The following is a 15,739-nucleotide window of genomic DNA, read 5'->3' on the forward strand; positions in this document are numbered from 1 at the left end:
AGTAGCTTAAGAACTTTTACACTCTTCTAATACGAATTAATTGTATCGGTTAAGTTGGAATTAAAGGAGGCACTAATGAAAGCAGTCAATTACCCAGTCATTCCTGGAGCAGGCGCATTTTATTATGAAGGAAACGAAATCGGTATTTTGCTTTGTCACGGCTTTAACGGGACACCTCAAAGTGTACAGGACGTCGGAATTGAGTTGATGAAGCAAGGGTTCACGGTCTATGCCCCGCGCTTGAAAGGGCATGGGACACATCCAGAAGACTTTCGATGTTCGACGCATCGATGTTGGTATAAAAGTGTGACGAAAGGAATCGAGCGGTTGCGCGAGTCGTGTCAGACGGTCATCGTCGTCGGTCAGTCAATGGGCGGAACGTTGGCACTCAAGGCTGCCCTTGAAGGGAAGGCGGATGCGATTGTGACAATCAATGCCGCGTTATCGGTCCCAGGATATGCGTGTCATGCGTCGGATACCGAGTGTCGATTTATCGACGAAGATGCGCCTGACATCTTGGCAAAAGACGTATATGAGATTGTCTATGACCGTGTGCCTACAAAAGCGATTCGTGAATTGCTTTCGCTGATTGACGAGGTGCGACCGCACGTCGGAGCAGTTGATGTGCCGGCGTATGTCATCCATTCTGCTGTCGACAACGTGGTGCCGCCTTCCGACTCCATCTGGTTGTTTGAGCAGTTACAAGGAACAAAAGAATACGCGGTGCTTCCTAACTCGTATCACGTCGCGACGATGGACAATGATTGGAAGCATTTGTCGAAGCTGATCACGACCTTCTGTGAACAAGTTGGGGCGCGCCATCAAAATGCAGTGTAAAAACTGCATTTTTTTGTGGACTGATTCTTTGCAAACGCTTGCACTAGTGCTATGGTAGATGTGAATCATACCTTATTGTAGGAGGCACGGTGCCGTATGGAGACGTTGTTCAGCCAAACGAAACAAACAGAGATCAGTCGTGTATGGTGGAAAGAGGCCATCGCCTATCAAATTTATCCACGAAGTTTCAACGATTCGAACGGGGATGGAATCGGTGATCTTCGCGGAATCATTGAAAAGCTCGATTACTTAGAAGACCTTGGAATTGATGTCATTTGGATTTGTCCGATGTACAAATCGCCAAACGATGATAACGGATATGATATTAGTGACTATCAAGACATTATGGATGAGTTTGGGACGATGGAGGATTTTGATGCCTTGCTAGAGGCAGTGCACGCACGAGGGATGAAGCTGTTGCTCGACCTCGTCGTCAACCATACGTCGGACGAACATCCATGGTTCCTTGAATCGAAGAGCTCGAAAGACAATCCGAAACGAGATTGGTATATTTGGCGAGATGGGAAAGATGGGATGCCACCGAGCAACTGGGCGAGTATCTTTGGTGGGTCCGCTTGGGAATATGACGAACCGACCGATCAATATTACTTGCACGTCTTCTCAAAGAAACAACCCGATTTGAACTGGGAGAATCGTGACGTTCGGACGGCTGTCTATGACATGATCAACTGGTGGCTCGATAAAGGAGTCGACGGATTCCGTGTCGATGCGATCAGTCATATTAAAAAGATGCCGACGGAGACGATGTTATCTTCTCCGGACGGAAAATCGATCGTTACGGCGTTTTCGATGTACTCGAACATTGACGGAATTCATGAATATCTACAAGAGATGAAGCGAGAAACGTTTTCCAAATACGACATTATGACTGTTGGGGAGACGAACGGAATCGAGCCGGAAGAAGCTGACCAATGGATGGGGCCAGAGAATGGTGCGATGAATATGGCCTTTCACTTTGATCATGTCGATATCATGCGACGGTCGCGTCTTGCCCCGCTCGATGTCGTCGAGCTTAAACGAATCTTCGATAAATGGCAGCAGGGGTTACGCGAAACTGGATGGAACGCATTATACATTGAAAACCATGACATGGTGCGAGCGGTATCTCTCGTCGGGGATGAGCATCATTATTGGCGTGAAAGTGCCACGGCGCTTGGGATGATGTACTTCTTCATGCACGGGACACCATTCATTTATCAAGGACAAGAAATCGGGATGAAGAATGTGCCGCTCCCATCCATTCATGACTATGATGATGTCGCGACGAAAAACGAGTACTTCGAACGGATCGCGAACGGGATGAGTGAAATCGACTCGATGCAACAAGTATGGGGCACGTCTCGTGATAACGTCCGGACACCAATCCAGTGGGATGCCTCACCTCATGCTGGTTTCTCGACGACGACCCCGTGGATGCCGATTCATGAAGAGTATGAGACGCTCAACGTCGAGGCACAGCGACACGACCAGCACTCCATTCTGTCGTTCTATAAGGAGATGATCCGTCTTCGTCGAGCTGAGGAAACGTTTACGTATGGTCGTTATCGTGACGTCTTGCCTGAACATAAGCAAGCCTTCGTCTACGAGCGTACGTTTGAAAACAACCGCTTCTTCGTGGTCGTCAACTTGACCGCCAATCCGGCAGAAGTGACCATTCCGGAAATTGCAGGCGCCACGCTTGTCATGACGAATGAGATTGACCCCGAGACGATTGATACGGAAACGTTTATGCTTCGACCATTCGCAGCACGGTTATATCGTTTATGATAGAAAGGTACCTTCTGAGGAGGGTACCTCTTTTGAATGAAGGGTGGGACGAGGATGCATACGATTGAATTTTCCAATGACAACGAGGTCGTACGCATGGTCATTGGTGGTGCCGATCGCGAACGGTTGGAATTGATGATTGATGAGCGACGCGTTACGATTTACGTGAAAGCGTATCTCGATTTTGGAGAGGCGTTCGCTAAGGCGTTTCATTCGTTGAAAGGGACGGCCGCACTCCGTGATGTGGAAGGACAGTATGTCATGGATGTGACCTTTTCGCATCGAGGGGTCAGCGTTCGATTGTATGATCCGTTTCCTAAGAAGACGCTTCAGACCGATCAAAGTTACATGACAGAAACGATGCGACAGATCGGCATCTGGAATAGGCTGTGACAAATGAGGGAAAAGAGCATATGATAGAGATTGACTAAATGGAAAGGGGTGTCGGGTATGGATGGAACGAAACGTGCTGACATTCGCCCAGGACTCCACGTCCAAATCGTTTTAAAACAAGATCAACGAAGCGGAAAGCTGACGAAAGGCGTCGTTCAAGATATATTGACGAACTCGCCACGTCATCCGCACGGAATCAAAGTGCGTTTGAGCGATGGACAGGTCGGTCGTGTGAAAGTGATCGAAGCTGGAGGTGAGTAAGATGAGCGAGAAAAAACTATCTTTTCAAGAGGCGATGAAACAAAAGCTGGCAGAGAAGAAGCAAAATCAAACGAAGGTTCCCACGGGTTTACATGGTACAAAACAGAAACCGTTGACGAGCCAATTGACGAAAAAACCAAATAACCAGAAGAAACGTACTGGTATATAAAAAGCAGTCGCTCCTCAAAAGCGACTGCTTTTTATCTTTTAATCGTGTAACGTGTTTACGAAATAACCATTGTTAAACTGATCAAGAAGTTTTTGATAGTATTTCATTTGATCTATATTTTTGTTTGCAAGAGCCACTTCTGCACCAGACAATAGTTCACCCACGGTAAAGCCAGTTGATACACCACTGTCCTTATAAACGAGCTCAAGGTTCAAGAACGATGGGTCATTTAATAGTACATTGATTTTTGCGGCTGTTAATTGCATAATCAAACGTTTTTCTTCAGTCATTGATTTCGGCGAGCTTGTCATTAGTGCGGACAAGGCCTTTTGTCCTTCGAGTGTACTGACATCATAAGCAATTCCTTGAATATAAACGATTGAGCCATATTCGAACGATACTTTCTCATAGTTGAAGATGTTTTTCCAAAAGCCGATTGTATATACCCCATAATCAACCTCTGGTGGTGGTGTACAATCTTCAACGGTCAGTGTCACATATCGTACCCAAGGATTTCCTGTACCCGGATCACCAGGATAAGCAGTTTCCGTTTCTCCATTAACGATTGTATCTAGGTGGAGGAAGACGTTAAATTGGAAACCGTCTGATTTTAGAACGCTTTCGTTCACACCAAGATAACTTGCTAACGAAGCGTAAGGAATTAAGAGATGTGTTGGATCGACGAGGGATTTTGTTTTAAACTCATATGCGCCAGGACTACCGCGCTCAAGCGATTCACTGGTTAATCGAAAATCAATTTTAATATTTTCAGGTACGTCGGCTAACGTCACTCCGTCATTTAAATCGATGACAATTTTTAAGCCTTCCGCGACAAACTCAAAATCGACGACTCCAATCGGGATGTTTTGCCCTGCATAGATAGTAGAATCAGAATTCGTGGATACACACCACTGTGTCCCTCCGGTCGCTTCCGCCACATTTCCCTTCATAGGCAACAATGACAACACGAAGGCCAATATAACGAACCAAGATAACCACTTCCGATGTCTTTTTATGATTCTTCCTTCTTTCTTCTAGATGACTTTTCATGGTGAACAGAAGGTGGAGACTATAATTATGTAATACCCTGTACAAGTGAAAAACAATGATTGATTAGTGAAAAAAAGTATAAAAAATGAATGGTATTCATACGAGACCGTGTAATGAAAAGACACGGCAAATAAGAAAATGAAGTAAAAATAATGAAATTATATTTTTCTATACGCACTATAAATCATGATTTAATATTTCTAAACATTTTTATGTAAGCGCTTTAAATACTTATAAATAAGGACTCTGGCTCAGATGATGTGAAAAAAGAGTGAAATCACCTATAAAAAAATTATTGATAATTGTCAGAATCTTTGTATAATTCAGAACTAAGACATCATAAAAAATTCTCAACTTCAGATTCACACAACAGGGAGGAACTTATTCATGGAAGCGATTCAAGGTATGTTACAAGGAAGCGTCGACTTTTTGAACAACATCTTATGGTCGTACGTATTGATCGCCGTTCTCGTCGGAGCCGGGATCTACTTCACGATCAGAACACGATTTATGCAGTTCCGTTACTTAAAAGAAATGTTACGTACGGTGACAGATAAATCGGACGTTACACTTACAAAAGACGGGAAGAGTATTTCTTCAATGAAATCATTCTTTATCGGTGCCGCGACTCGAATCGGTACAGGTAACCTTGCCGGGGTCACGGTAGCGGTCACACTTGGTGGACCAGGAGCGGTCTTCTGGATGTGGATCGTCGCCCTTCTCGGTGGTGCGACAGCCATGATTGAAAGCACGCTCGCTCAAGTATACAAAGTGAAAGACGATGTCGCGTACCGCGGTGGTCCGGCTTACTACATCGAAAAAGGTTTAAACAACCGTGCACTTGGAATCGTATTCGCGGTTCTCATTGCTGTCACATTCGGACTCATCTTCAACTCTGTTCAATCGAACACGATCGCTGCAGCATTCGATAACGCATTTGGAATCGATGCAGCGATCGGCGGAGCAATCTTAGTTGTTCTTACTGGCCTTGTCATCTTTGGTGGTGTACAACGTGTCGCGAACTTCTCGGCAATCGTCGTACCTGTCATGGCTGTTCTCTACCTTGCTATCGCACTCTACGTTGTCGTTGTGAACTTCGCTGAACTTCCAGGCGTCTTCGCTATGATTTTCCAAAGCGCATTTGGTTTGAATGAAGCAGTCGGTGGTTCAATCGGTGCTGCAATCTCAATGGGTGTACGCCGTGGACTCTTCTCGAACGAAGCAGGTATGGGTTCTGCACCAAACGCAGCAGCTGCTGCTGAAGTATCGCACCCTGCGAAACAAGGTTTCCTTCAATCACTCGGTGTATTCTTGGATACGTTGATCGTATGTACAGCAACTGCAGCGATCATCCTTCTCTCAGACAGCTACGCTGCTGGAAATGGTGAAGGGATTGTCCTTCTTCAAAACGCATTGACTGAGCAAATCGGAACACTTGCTCCAGCATTCATCGCTGTCAGCGTCTTCTTGTTCGCCTTCAGCTCGATCGCAGGAAGCTACTACTACGGTGAAACGAACATCGAATTCATCAAGAAGAGCAAAGGTGTAGTCTTTGGATTCCGTCTTGCGACAATGGCATTCGTTTTCATCGGAGCGGTCGCAAGCCTCGGATTCGTATGGAGCCTCGCTGACCTCTTCATGGCAGGGATGACATTGATCAACATCGCGGCAATCACATTGCTCGGTGGCGTTGCCTTCAAAGTTCTTAAAGATTACGAAGAGCAACGAGCTCAAGGTCTCAACCCACGCTTCTCGGCTCGTAAACTCGGTATCGAGAATACAGAGTGCTGGGATGTGGAAGAAGACGAAGTGGCACAAGGTACTGTTCAAGCAGCAGCAGCCGACGCTTCAAAATCATAATTCGTGAAATGCAACAAACAGGGACCCTGCTAATCGGGGTCCCTGTCTTTTTATGCATGATGACGTATCGGCTTGACGGTTTGTTCCGTCTCCGATTTGTTCAAATACAAGTAACTTCCGGCAACGAACAACGCACCACCGACAATATTGCCGAGTGTGGCGAAGAATAGATTGTAAAGGGCACCGCTAAAGGTGACGAGATCCGACGGTACATAGTGGAGCGCGAGAGCGAAAACGCCCATGTTCGCAATTGAGTGCTCGAATCCAGCGGCGAAAAATACGACGACCGGAAGCATCGTCAGCATAATCTTCGCGACATCATTGTTCGTTTTGAGTGGCATGAAGATGGCCAAACAGACGAGCACGTTACACAAGATTCCTTTCAAGAAAATAGCAAGGGCGTCTCCACCGATTTTCTTCGCGGCGACGACAGCGAGCAAATGGTCACCCGTCACGTCACCCATACTATGAGCCCCGATGACGAGAAGCGATAGCAAGACGGCACCAATCAAGTTACCGACCCAACTGAGTCCCCATATCTTTACGAGGTCGAACCAAGCGACACGTCCTCGTTTTGCACCAGTGTAGAGATACATGGTGTTGCTCGTAAACAATTCTCCCCCCATCCAGACGATGAAGACGAGTGCCACTGAGAAACTAGCGCCCGCAATCAGCATCGTTCCGGGGACATCGATGAACATGTTTCCGACGGTGAATGAGAAGACGACTCCAATTCCGATTAAAAAGCCAGCGATTATCGATCGTAACATGTATTGAGGAAATGAATGTTGAAGCAATGATGATTTCTTAAATGCGGCTTCTTCCATATAATCGACGACTTGCTTTTCCATGAAAAGACCTCCTTTAGACCCTTTCAGTCTAGGAGGTCAACGTAAAGTTTGCAATTGTTTTCACAAACTTTTAAGAAGTTCTCAAGAAACCGTTCACATCGTTGCCACGAGTTCAACTTTGATGCGGTCCGGGTCTTCAAAAAATAGTGCTGTATAGTTTGGGCCTCCTGCGTGGGGGAAGCGGTCTGCGTACAATTCACGAAACCCGTGTGATGCGAGCTGTTGCCGAACTTCTTCTAATTGTGCGAGGGAAGACGCATGAAATGCCAAGTGGTTGAGACCAGTCTTTTTTCGGTGATACGGTGGCGCAAGGTGAGTCTTTTCCGTTTGAACGAACACGAGATATGTTTCACGGTATCGATAGCTCCGTCCTTCGGGCCATGATTGATAGAGCGTGTACCCAAGTTGTTCACAGAGGAGCCATTCCCAGGCTTGTGTACTGTTATGTAGGTTCGAAACGTAAAGTTCGACATGGTGAAGCATGAGAATCATCCTTTCGATGGACGTTTGAAAATGGTCCGTTCGGTATAATTGAACTATACAACGAATGAGGGAGGAAGCGTATGGATCGGACAGGGCTCGTCTCAAATATTTTGATTGCTGGAAAGACCGGTGTCGGAAAAAGTGCGTTCATCAACTATATATACGGACATGACGTCGCCGAATCGCGTGCCGGAAGTCCGGTCACTCAAGAAGGGCTTCACAAATACGAGTATTACGATTTAGAACGGGGCATCTTGTTTCGTTTTTTCGATACGTGGGGGCTCGAGGCGGACCGCTCTGAAGAGTGGCACCAAGCGATCCTATCCATCGTCCATCAGCGTGAAGGGGCGCTCGATATCGCAGAGTGGTTTCATACGATTTACTACTTATTGTCGGTGCAGTCAGGACGTGTCGAGGCGTATGAGCTCGAGGCGATTTTAAAACCTTTATATGAGCGGGGGAGCAACGTCACCCTCATTCTGACTAACTTCAACGAAGACGACCCGATGAGTGTGCAAAAGGCAGAGGCGATGGAACGGGTATTGTTACGCGAACTGCCGATTGAAGAAGAGGACATCATCCGTGTCAACAGTGTCGAAAAGAAGTTACTGACAGGAAAACACGTCCCGGTAAGAGGATACGAAGAGGTATGGAATCGGAATCGGACGAACCTATGGAAAGACATCGAGCGAAAACTTCCCATTAACTTGACGAATCATCTTCTTGAAGAGTTAGAGGATTGGCGAATTCGGAGTATCGCTTCTGCAGAGACGATTCGGATGCTGACCCCGCAAGCGATGATTAGTTGGAGAGCTAGAAAAATAGAGAAAGATTTAGAAAAGACGCTTGAAGCGGCCGCTTTGACGACGGAAGAGGCGATGGCAGAAGGGGTGCGTCATTATATCCAACTCATGCAGCGGTACCCACTCGTCGGAGAGCAAGCAGACCTTTTGTTTAGAACAAGACGAGTTGAGCTCGGATTTGACTACTCGTTCGGAAAAACAGTTCGAAAGATGGTTCTCGGAATGATTCCTGGAGTGCACTTCATCTACTGGGCATTCAAGCGTCGGGCGGCAGAGCGAGGGATTAAAAAGGCCATCGAGCAACAATATGCATCTGTAAGACAAACGATTGAAGAAGAGATTCGACGCGGCTTTGAGCGCGAGATGGGTCAGCTTGGTCGCACGCTCAACTCATAAGGGGGAAACGTAAATGGAATCGACGAAACGATTTGATTTTAAAGATTATGATTTAAAGGCAGAACTCGAGCGGCTACGGGGCAATGTCAAAAAACCAAACATCCTCATCGCGGGAGCAACGGGAGCAGGAAAGAGTTCTGTTGTGAACTACGTGTTTGGACGTGATTTGACGAAAGTAGCAGCCGGGGAACCGGTCACAAGAGGAATTCATCAATATACGAGTGATGATATCGCAGTCACCTTGTTCGACAGCGAAGGATATGAGATCGGGAGTGCGCGGCAACAACATTACGAAGAGGAAGTCATCGGGTTTGTGGAGAACGCAAAGCGGCAAGAAGCATCCAAACGAATCCATCTCGTCTGGTATACCATCAACGCTGCGACAAAGCGTGTCACGCCACTCGACAAGGCCTTGATTCGCCGTCTACGTGAATCGACCGCTGTCGCCGTCTTATTCACACAAATCGATCAGGTCGATTTAGATGAACTGACGGCATTGCGGAATGAACTGAATGGAATCCTTCCGGAAGATGCAATCTTCCAAGTCAGCATTTCTTCGGAAATATTGAACAATGAAACATTGCGGCAATACGTGGATTGGGAACGACTGATTGTGTGGTCGGTGGAACAGCTAGATGCTTCCTTACAGGAAGGGCTCTTGATGGAGATTCATGCAGAGAGTGAAGCGATGCTCAAGTTAAAGCGTAAGAAAGCGAATCGAATCATCTCAGGCTATGTCGCAAGCGCGGGAACGGCTGCTGCGGTTCCGCTCCCATTTGCTGATGCCGTGGCATTGACGCCGATTCAGGTGACGATGAGCGTCCATCTATTTCGTTATTGGGGTGTCAAAGCGAGTGATGATTTGTTGAAGACGCTTATTGGAAGTACCATTATTCCACAAATCGGTCGCACGTTATCGAAAACGATTCTCTTGAACGTCATGAAGTTTTTCCCGGGAGCGAACGCCGCGGCCGGTGTCATCAATGCGACCGTCGCATCAGGGATCACGTGGGCCATCGGACTCGCCATTAACGAAATCGCCTATCGAAACGCTATGGATTCATCGAAAACGATTGAACAGTTGTTAAATCAAGAGTTCGGGTCACTGTTTGAACAGTATTTGAAGCAAAAGCCGAAGTCGGATCAACCCTCTTAACGCTTTCCATTTGTTAGACTACAAGTAAGTGTAGAGAGGGGGAGAAAGATGAAGAAACGAATCTATATTACGCGTCGCTTGCCGGAAGAGGCAGTCGAACCGCTTCGCGATCAATACGATGTGCGCATGTGGGAGCATGAAGGGGAAAGTGTGCCGCGAGAGGTGCTGTTAGAAGAAGCGTCATCTGCGCATGCGCTCTGGACCATGCTCAGCGACACGATTGACCGTGAAGTGTTTGAGCGTGCCACACAGTTAGAGGTCGTCTCCAATTTGGCGGTCGGATATAACAATATCGATTTGAACGCAGCGAAAGAGAATAGCGTCATCGTCACCAACACACCCGATGTCTTGACGGAAACGACAGCAGATTTGACGTTTGGTCTCATGATGATGACGGCACGACGTCTCGGAGAGGCGGAACGTGACTTGCGCGCCGGGGAGTGGAAGTCCTGGCTGCCGATGGGCTACGTCGGGATGGACCTTTATCAAGCGAAATTGGGTATCATCGGAATGGGGCGAATCGGTGAAGCGGTCGCACGTCGGGCAAGAGGATTTGACATGGAAGTTCTATACCATAACCGGACACGGCGACATGAGTCGGAGTCGATGTATGGCTTCACCTATGCGGAACTCGATGAACTATTGACACAATCCGATTTCGTCGTCGTTCTCGCACCGCTCACGGACGAGACACGGGGAATGCTCGGGGCTAAAGAGTTTGCCAAGATGAAGGAAACATCCATTTTCATCAATGTGGCTCGTGGAGAAATCATCGATGAAAAGGCGCTATATGAAGCACTTAAAGCGAGGAAGATTTGGGGAGCGGGATTAGACGTATTCACAAAAGAACCAATCGACCTCGGTCATCCATTATTGACGCTTCCGAACGTGACGACATTACCGCATATCGGGAGTGCAACGATTCGGACACGTCTGGCGATGATGGCATTGAATCGAGATGCCATCACAAATGTGCTCGAAGGGAAAGAACCGAAGAATCGTTTGACGTAAGAAGAGCCTGACGCGGGTGCGTCAGGCTCTTTGTTACTATGTTAGAAACGTCGGATATTATCCGGATCTTCTACGTCATTTCGATAAGCACGATCATCGAGACCACGTAGTTTTTCCTCGCGATCTGGATTCTTCGTTTCTTTATCCAGTTTATCTTGCTCCGGGTCTACGGGATGGCTTGGGTCGATGGTCTGAGCCTCACGATAAGGTTTTGAGTCGATTTCCAATCCATCGTCAGTATGACTACCGAGATGAGTCGATGATGCGTCTTGATATGGTTTCGAATCGACTGTCACCCCGTCTTGATGACGACGTTCAAAGTCTTCATCCACATAAACGAGGATTTTCCCGGCTTCTACATCGTCATAGTGACGTTTTACTTCCTCTTCGCTCAGTCCCATGTTGCGTAGACCAGCGTGCACGTCTTCATGACCGCTGAGGAACGCCCGAACCTTATCGAACCAGCTCGCTTGATGGGTCGCTTCCGTATGAACATCTGTATCACGTCTCAAAATCGAAACGTTGTCTTCATGTTTTGTGACGACATAAATGTGTGAGTCTTCATACCCTTTCGCTCGCAACTCCTCGATTTTCCCAAGTGCTGCATCCAGCGTATCGTGCATACTGATAAATCGTTTCTCATTCATAGTCGTTCCTCCTTATAATCGGCGATGATCTTCTAATCCAGAATGACCGCGTACAATCGGATCATCCTTTGTACCACGTGGATTCTCGTCGTGATCGTTAAATGGTTTCGCGTCAAAGGCGATTCCATCCGCTTTTTCCCCTTTATCATGATCGAGCTCACTGTCTTTTTTATACATGTTCGGATAGCGGTCGTACGAGTGTCGATCGATGTAGAGTAGAATCTGTCCTTCATCGATTGCATCATAATACTGTTCCGCTTCGGCATCGTTTAGCCCCATATTCCGTAACTCATCACGAATGCGGTCACTTCCGTGTAGGAATGCTTTGACACGGTCAAGCCAATTGACGTCACGGATACCGGACTCGGCATTTACATCCGTGTGATCACGTAACGCAGAAATTTCCCCGTCCCGCTTGGCGACAACATGCATATTTTTTTCAGCTTCCCCTGCAGCTTTCAGCTCTTCCACTTTGTGCATGACTTCCTGTTCTGTCTGGAACAGGCCAATCATTTTTCGTTCTGACATCGAATACCCCCTTTAGAATTTCCAATCTAAAACAAGCGTCACAATAGGAGTAATTTCCGTTCTCGCCATAATCGAAACAAAAAACGCCATCTCCTAAGAGGAGTGGCGTGGTTAGTAATAAAGCATGAGCGTATCGTCTCCGAGAGAACAACGTGTACTCTTCCAGACGAACTCGATTAATGTCCAGATGGCCATAAAGCCACTGATCGCCATTAAAATGAGCGCGTAGAGTGGGGTCAACTGAATGATGAATGACCAACCAATTGTCATTAAGAGCGGTTGAATCAGAAAGATAGACATGATGTAGACGACAACGATGAGCAAGGCGAATGCAATACGCCGACCGAGCGTCTGGATGTAATGTCGAAAACGGGTCAATATGCCGAAGATAGCACCGGTCACGAGGACGGGTAACAGGAAGGCCAGATAATCAATTGGATACGTCGACATGGGGGCGGTGAATAGTCGACCGCTAAAGACATCGTCAATCACGAGCAGTAAGTTGGCGTAGGCAAATGCCAAAATCATACCTAGTAGCCAGCCGAAGCGGTTCCAAATCGTACGAGACGATTTGAGTGCTTCAATCTTTGTGTAGGCGAGGAAGGCAAGGTCGCGCACTTCGATTTCTTTTAACGAAAGCTTGGCTTCGTCCAATTGATTGACGGCCCAATCGAATTCCCGGTTTGCTTGCGCTTTTTCATGAGGTTTTAATTCATCCGAGGCATCAATCAACACGTGATAGCGTCGACGATATTCTTCATTTGTTTCGGGTTGTTCAATGAGGAAACGAGCGTATTCCTGAGGATCTTGGTTTAAAAGACTTTCGAGCGACTGACCACTTTTCTCTGCATGTCGGATATATCCAGCAAGTGCGAGTAGATGGCGATCCGCTTCTGCCTCATTTCCAAGTAGTTCGATGAGGCGCTGGCGCACGTCGTTAAAGAACTGTTGGACGTTCGGGTCGTGAATCATATTCGGTTCCAGGGAGATTCCTCTCCTTTCTCGGTTTGTCATGGTCAAGCCGGAGGTTCGTCGTTATGAGAAAGTTTAAGTGACTCGAAATCACCTTGCTCGATACTTCGAATCAAAATTTCGCTTCCACCCATATTTGTCGAAAGCGGGATGGAGTAGACGTCACAAAGACGCATCAATGCGCTCACATCCGGTTCATGAGGTTGAGCAGTTAATGGGTCTCTGAAAAAGATGATCATATCCATCTCCCCGCGTGCGACGGCAGCACCGATTTCTTGGTCCCCTCCAAGCGGTCCGGATCGGAAGCAATGGACAGGCAAGCCGGTCGCTTCAGCGATTCGCTTACCCGTTGTACCGGTCGCAAACAACTGATGTTTCTTTAGTATATGGGTGTAAGTTTTAATGAGGACGATTAAATCATCTTTCTTCTTGTCGTGAGCCACTAAAGCGATATTCATCCTAAATTCCTCCTAACATGACGTCTCTTGTTATTCGTATCATATTTGACTGCATTTGGCACGATTTCTCTCTTAAACTAACGTACCCATTTCCAATGAATCGTAATAGTCATGTAAACGAATTGACTTACAATTCAGGTTTGATGATTTTGAAATATAGGTATGTATGAAATAGCACTGTTAAATAAAAACAATCATTTCATGTGAAAAAGGAGGAAGATTCGATGAACAACACAACGTATAACTTCAATACGTTCATGTCATGGCTACCAGAGCTTTTGCTGGCAATTGTTATTCTTGTAGTCGGTTACATCTTGGCAAAAGTATTGGAAAACGTGACACGTAAAGCATTGAAGAAAGCACGACTCGATGAGCGAGTGGGTATTCAAAAAGATGGGGAGAAAGGAGAAAAGTGGACCCCTGAACGCATTATCGGGAAAGTCGTGTTCTTTGGGGTATTACTCCTCGCATTCCTGATCATCTTTGAATTCATGAACGTTCCAGCCATTACGGAACCATTCAGTCAAATTTATGAAGGATTCTCTGGACTGATTATCGGTGTCATCAAAGCCGGCCTGATTTTACTCGTTGCCTGGGTCATCGCTACCCTTTTGAAAAAGGGGATTCAAATGGCGGGACATCGTTTGAATTTGAGCAAGTTGATGGAAAAAACGGGGCAAGAATCGACAAGTGTCAATCAAACGAAGTGGGTCGACACGGTCGCGAACATCGTCTTCTATCTCGTGCTCTTATTGGCGCTACCGGCTGTACTTGATGCCCTTGGACTTCGTGGGGTCAGCGGACCATTCGAAGACTTATTGAACAGCTTCCTCGGATTCATTCCGAAACTTGTCGCAGCGGCGCTCATCTTCGCAATCGGTTATGTCGTCGCGAAGATTGTACGTGACATTTTGACGAAGTTCCTTGAAGCAGCAGGGTTAGATCGCTTAGCAGAGCGATTCCATCTTTCTGATTATGTGAAAGGATCGAGTCTTGCGAAAGCGATCGGTACAATCGTCTTCATCTTCATCATGATTCCGGTGACGATTTCGGCGCTTGAAGCGCTCGATATTCGAGGAATCTCGGAACCCGCGATTGCGATGCTCAATGATGTCCTTGTCATGATTCCAGACATTCTCGTTGCAATCGTCCTCGTCCTCGTCGGGGTGTTCGTGGCAAGATGGTTGAAAGGGGTCGTCGTATCCCTTCTTGAGAATCTTGGCGTCAACTCGTTGGCTCAAAAAATGGGCTTCGGGGAACGTGCGTCTTCGATGTCAATCGCTCAAGTGGTCGGTGTCATTGTCCAAGTAATCGTGATCTTGCTCTTCGTATCTGAAGCACTTCAAGTCGCGAATCTTGAGTTCATGGCATCTCTTGCAACAGCCATCTTTGCTTACTTGCCGATGGTCATCGCAGCACTCATCATCTTGGCAGTCGGATTCTGGTTGGCGAACATGGCAGAGCGGTTGGTCGGAAGTGTACTTGTCGATGGAGCAGGACAACCGAGTGCGCTTCGCTACGTAGCGAAGTATGCGATTCTCGGACTCGTCTTCTTCATGGCCGTTAGCCAACTCGGCATCGCACCGGTGATTGTCAATACAGCATTCCTTCTCATTCTTGGGGCCGTTGCCCTCGCCTTCGGTCTTGCTTTCGGTCTTGGTGGTCGCGAGACGGCGGCACGTTATTTGAAAAAGGCGGAGCAACGCATTGATGAAACGGAAGTTTCAAAAGAAGGTCTTGAGCAGGAGAAAGAACAGATGAGCCGCGAAGCGGAAGCTGCAAAACAACAAGCGAAGCAAGGCGTGGAGCAGTCGAAACATGAAGCGGAACAATCGAAACACGAGTTGAAGCGAGATGTTCAAAATCCAAAAGTTGACCATGTTGATGGACCGGAACCGAATCCGTTCCATGAAAACATCACTCCGGATCAGGACAATCGATCACTTGATGATAACGATGGTCCGTTACGCCCATAATCGATGCTTGAACGGGTCTCCTACAAGGAGATCCGTTTTTTTGTGTTCAACTCAAGCATAAATCTGGTCGATAGTAAAAGAAAAGAGTGTAGGGGTGAGG

General features: G+C 47.0%; 17 protein-coding genes. 10 read left to right on the plus strand and 7 right to left on the minus strand.

What is annotated here, in order from left to right:
* The first annotated feature begins 75 nt into the window (after positions 1–75).
* From KNO61_RS13570 to KNO61_RS13590, 5 genes are all read left to right on the plus strand, one after another.
* Positions 76–837: an alpha/beta hydrolase gene (locus KNO61_RS13570; protein ID WP_214873614.1), complete on the plus strand. Its 762-nt coding sequence runs from the start codon at positions 76–78 to the stop codon at positions 835–837.
* 132 nt (positions 838–969) lie between these two features.
* Positions 970–2,625 (plus strand): glycoside hydrolase family 13 protein, encoded by a 1,656-nt coding sequence (locus KNO61_RS13575; protein WP_214873702.1) that lies wholly within the window; start codon positions 970–972, stop codon positions 2,623–2,625.
* Between the two features lie 54 nt (positions 2,626–2,679).
* On the plus strand, positions 2,680–3,018 hold the full coding sequence (locus tag KNO61_RS13580; RefSeq protein ID WP_078146028.1) for a hypothetical protein: 339 nt from the start codon (positions 2,680–2,682) through the stop codon (positions 3,016–3,018).
* Positions 3,019–3,075: 57 nt separating this feature from the next.
* A complete protein-coding gene (locus KNO61_RS13585; RefSeq protein WP_015880320.1) occupies positions 3,076–3,279 on the plus strand; it encodes a YwbE family protein in 204 nt (67 codons plus the stop codon).
* Position 3,280: 1 nt separating this feature from the next.
* Positions 3,281–3,448, plus strand: a complete 168-nt coding sequence (locus KNO61_RS13590) for a hypothetical protein (protein WP_015880321.1) — start codon at positions 3,281–3,283, stop codon at positions 3,446–3,448.
* Between the two features lie 38 nt (positions 3,449–3,486).
* On the opposite strand, the gene KNO61_RS13595 is transcribed toward KNO61_RS13590, so the two are convergent.
* On the minus strand, positions 3,487–4,386 hold the full coding sequence (locus tag KNO61_RS13595; RefSeq protein ID WP_078146029.1) for a hypothetical protein: 900 nt from the start codon (positions 4,384–4,386) through the stop codon (positions 3,487–3,489).
* A gap of 499 nt (positions 4,387–4,885) precedes the next feature.
* Here KNO61_RS13595 and KNO61_RS13600 point away from each other — a divergent pair, with 499 nt between their 5' ends.
* Positions 4,886–6,358: an alanine/glycine:cation symporter family protein gene (locus KNO61_RS13600; RefSeq protein ID WP_214812655.1), complete on the plus strand. Its 1,473-nt coding sequence runs from the start codon at positions 4,886–4,888 to the stop codon at positions 6,356–6,358.
* Positions 6,359–6,408: 50 nt separating this feature from the next.
* Here KNO61_RS13600 and KNO61_RS13605 read toward each other — a convergent pair whose 3' ends face one another.
* Entirely contained in the window at positions 6,409–7,209 is an 801-nt protein-coding gene (locus tag KNO61_RS13605; RefSeq protein ID WP_078146031.1) for a formate/nitrite transporter family protein, read from the minus strand.
* Positions 7,210–7,302: 93 nt separating this feature from the next.
* Positions 7,303–7,692 carry a VOC family protein gene (locus KNO61_RS13610; RefSeq protein WP_078146032.1) on the minus strand — a complete coding sequence of 130 codons (390 nt, stop codon included), beginning with the start codon at positions 7,690–7,692 and terminating at the stop codon, positions 7,303–7,305.
* Positions 7,693–7,772: 80 nt separating this feature from the next.
* On the opposite strand from KNO61_RS13610, the gene KNO61_RS13615 reads away from it, so the two are divergent.
* The 3 genes from KNO61_RS13615 to KNO61_RS13625 are packed head-to-tail and all read left to right on the plus strand — an operon-like array spanning position 7,773 to position 11,058.
* Entirely contained in the window at positions 7,773–8,891 is a 1,119-nt protein-coding gene (locus KNO61_RS13615; protein WP_214757628.1) for a GTPase, read from the plus strand.
* Between the two features lie 13 nt (positions 8,892–8,904).
* Entirely contained in the window at positions 8,905–10,047 is a 1,143-nt protein-coding gene (locus KNO61_RS13620; RefSeq protein ID WP_214688956.1) for a YcjF family protein, read from the plus strand.
* A gap of 48 nt (positions 10,048–10,095) precedes the next feature.
* Positions 10,096–11,058, plus strand: coding sequence for a 2-hydroxyacid dehydrogenase (locus tag KNO61_RS13625; protein ID WP_078146035.1), 963 nt, complete (start codon positions 10,096–10,098; stop codon positions 11,056–11,058).
* A 41-nt stretch (positions 11,059–11,099) separates the two neighbouring features.
* Here KNO61_RS13625 and KNO61_RS13630 read toward each other — a convergent pair whose 3' ends face one another.
* From KNO61_RS13630 to mgsA, 4 genes are all read right to left on the minus strand, one after another.
* Complete coding sequence (locus tag KNO61_RS13630; RefSeq protein ID WP_214685007.1) at positions 11,100–11,705, minus strand: YflT domain-containing protein; 606 nt, start codon at positions 11,703–11,705, stop codon at positions 11,100–11,102.
* A gap of 12 nt (positions 11,706–11,717) precedes the next feature.
* A complete protein-coding gene (locus KNO61_RS13635) occupies positions 11,718–12,233 on the minus strand; it encodes a YflT domain-containing protein (RefSeq protein ID WP_078146037.1) in 516 nt (171 codons plus the stop codon).
* Between the two features lie 111 nt (positions 12,234–12,344).
* Positions 12,345–13,205: a hypothetical protein gene (locus tag KNO61_RS13640; RefSeq protein ID WP_078146038.1), complete on the minus strand. Its 861-nt coding sequence runs from the start codon at positions 13,203–13,205 to the stop codon at positions 12,345–12,347.
* Between the two features lie 44 nt (positions 13,206–13,249).
* On the minus strand, positions 13,250–13,663 hold the full coding sequence (mgsA, locus tag KNO61_RS13645) for a methylglyoxal synthase (protein WP_078146039.1): 414 nt from the start codon (positions 13,661–13,663) through the stop codon (positions 13,250–13,252).
* A gap of 224 nt (positions 13,664–13,887) precedes the next feature.
* On the opposite strand from mgsA, the gene KNO61_RS13650 reads away from it, so the two are divergent.
* The gene (locus KNO61_RS13650; RefSeq protein WP_214757626.1) at positions 13,888–15,639 is read left to right on the plus strand and encodes a mechanosensitive ion channel; all 1,752 of its coding nucleotides are present in this window, start codon (positions 13,888–13,890) and stop codon (positions 15,637–15,639) included.
* Positions 15,640–15,739: the final 100 nt, after the last annotated feature.

The sequence above is a fragment of the Exiguobacterium sp. s140 genome (assembly GCF_018617035.1).
GTDB classification, from domain to species: Bacteria; Bacillota; Bacilli; order Exiguobacteriales; family Exiguobacteriaceae; genus Exiguobacterium; species Exiguobacterium profundum.

What these genes read in the sequence shown, in the direction of transcription:
- KNO61_RS13600 (WP_214812655.1), top strand. Translation starts at nt 4,886, where the DNA reads ATGGAAGCGATTCAAGGTATGTTACAAGGAAGCGTCGACTTTTTGAAC.
- KNO61_RS13615 (WP_214757628.1), top strand. Translation starts at nt 7,773, where the DNA reads ATGGATCGGACAGGGCTCGTCTCAAATATTTTGATTGCTGGAAAGACC.
- KNO61_RS13580 (WP_078146028.1), top strand. Translation starts at nt 2,680, where the DNA reads ATGCATACGATTGAATTTTCCAATGACAACGAGGTCGTACGCATGGTC.
- KNO61_RS13620 (WP_214688956.1), top strand. Translation starts at nt 8,905, where the DNA reads ATGGAATCGACGAAACGATTTGATTTTAAAGATTATGATTTAAAGGCA.
- KNO61_RS13590 (WP_015880321.1), top strand. Translation starts at nt 3,281, where the DNA reads ATGAGCGAGAAAAAACTATCTTTTCAAGAGGCGATGAAACAAAAGCTG.
- KNO61_RS13605 (WP_078146031.1), bottom strand. Translation starts at nt 7,209, where the DNA reads ATGGAAAAGCAAGTCGTCGATTATATGGAAGAAGCCGCATTTAAGAAA.
- mgsA (WP_078146039.1), bottom strand. Translation starts at nt 13,663, where the DNA reads ATGAATATCGCTTTAGTGGCTCACGACAAGAAGAAAGATGATTTAATC.
- KNO61_RS13625 (WP_078146035.1), top strand. Translation starts at nt 10,096, where the DNA reads ATGAAGAAACGAATCTATATTACGCGTCGCTTGCCGGAAGAGGCAGTC.
- KNO61_RS13610 (WP_078146032.1), bottom strand. Translation starts at nt 7,692, where the DNA reads ATGCTTCACCATGTCGAACTTTACGTTTCGAACCTACATAACAGTACA.
- KNO61_RS13585 (WP_015880320.1), top strand. Translation starts at nt 3,076, where the DNA reads ATGGATGGAACGAAACGTGCTGACATTCGCCCAGGACTCCACGTCCAA.
- KNO61_RS13640 (WP_078146038.1), bottom strand. Translation starts at nt 13,205, where the DNA reads ATGATTCACGACCCGAACGTCCAACAGTTCTTTAACGACGTGCGCCAG.
- KNO61_RS13650 (WP_214757626.1), top strand. Translation starts at nt 13,888, where the DNA reads ATGAACAACACAACGTATAACTTCAATACGTTCATGTCATGGCTACCA.
- KNO61_RS13630 (WP_214685007.1), bottom strand. Translation starts at nt 11,705, where the DNA reads ATGAATGAGAAACGATTTATCAGTATGCACGATACGCTGGATGCAGCA.
- KNO61_RS13635 (WP_078146037.1), bottom strand. Translation starts at nt 12,233, where the DNA reads ATGTCAGAACGAAAAATGATTGGCCTGTTCCAGACAGAACAGGAAGTC.
- KNO61_RS13570 (WP_214873614.1), top strand. Translation starts at nt 76, where the DNA reads ATGAAAGCAGTCAATTACCCAGTCATTCCTGGAGCAGGCGCATTTTAT.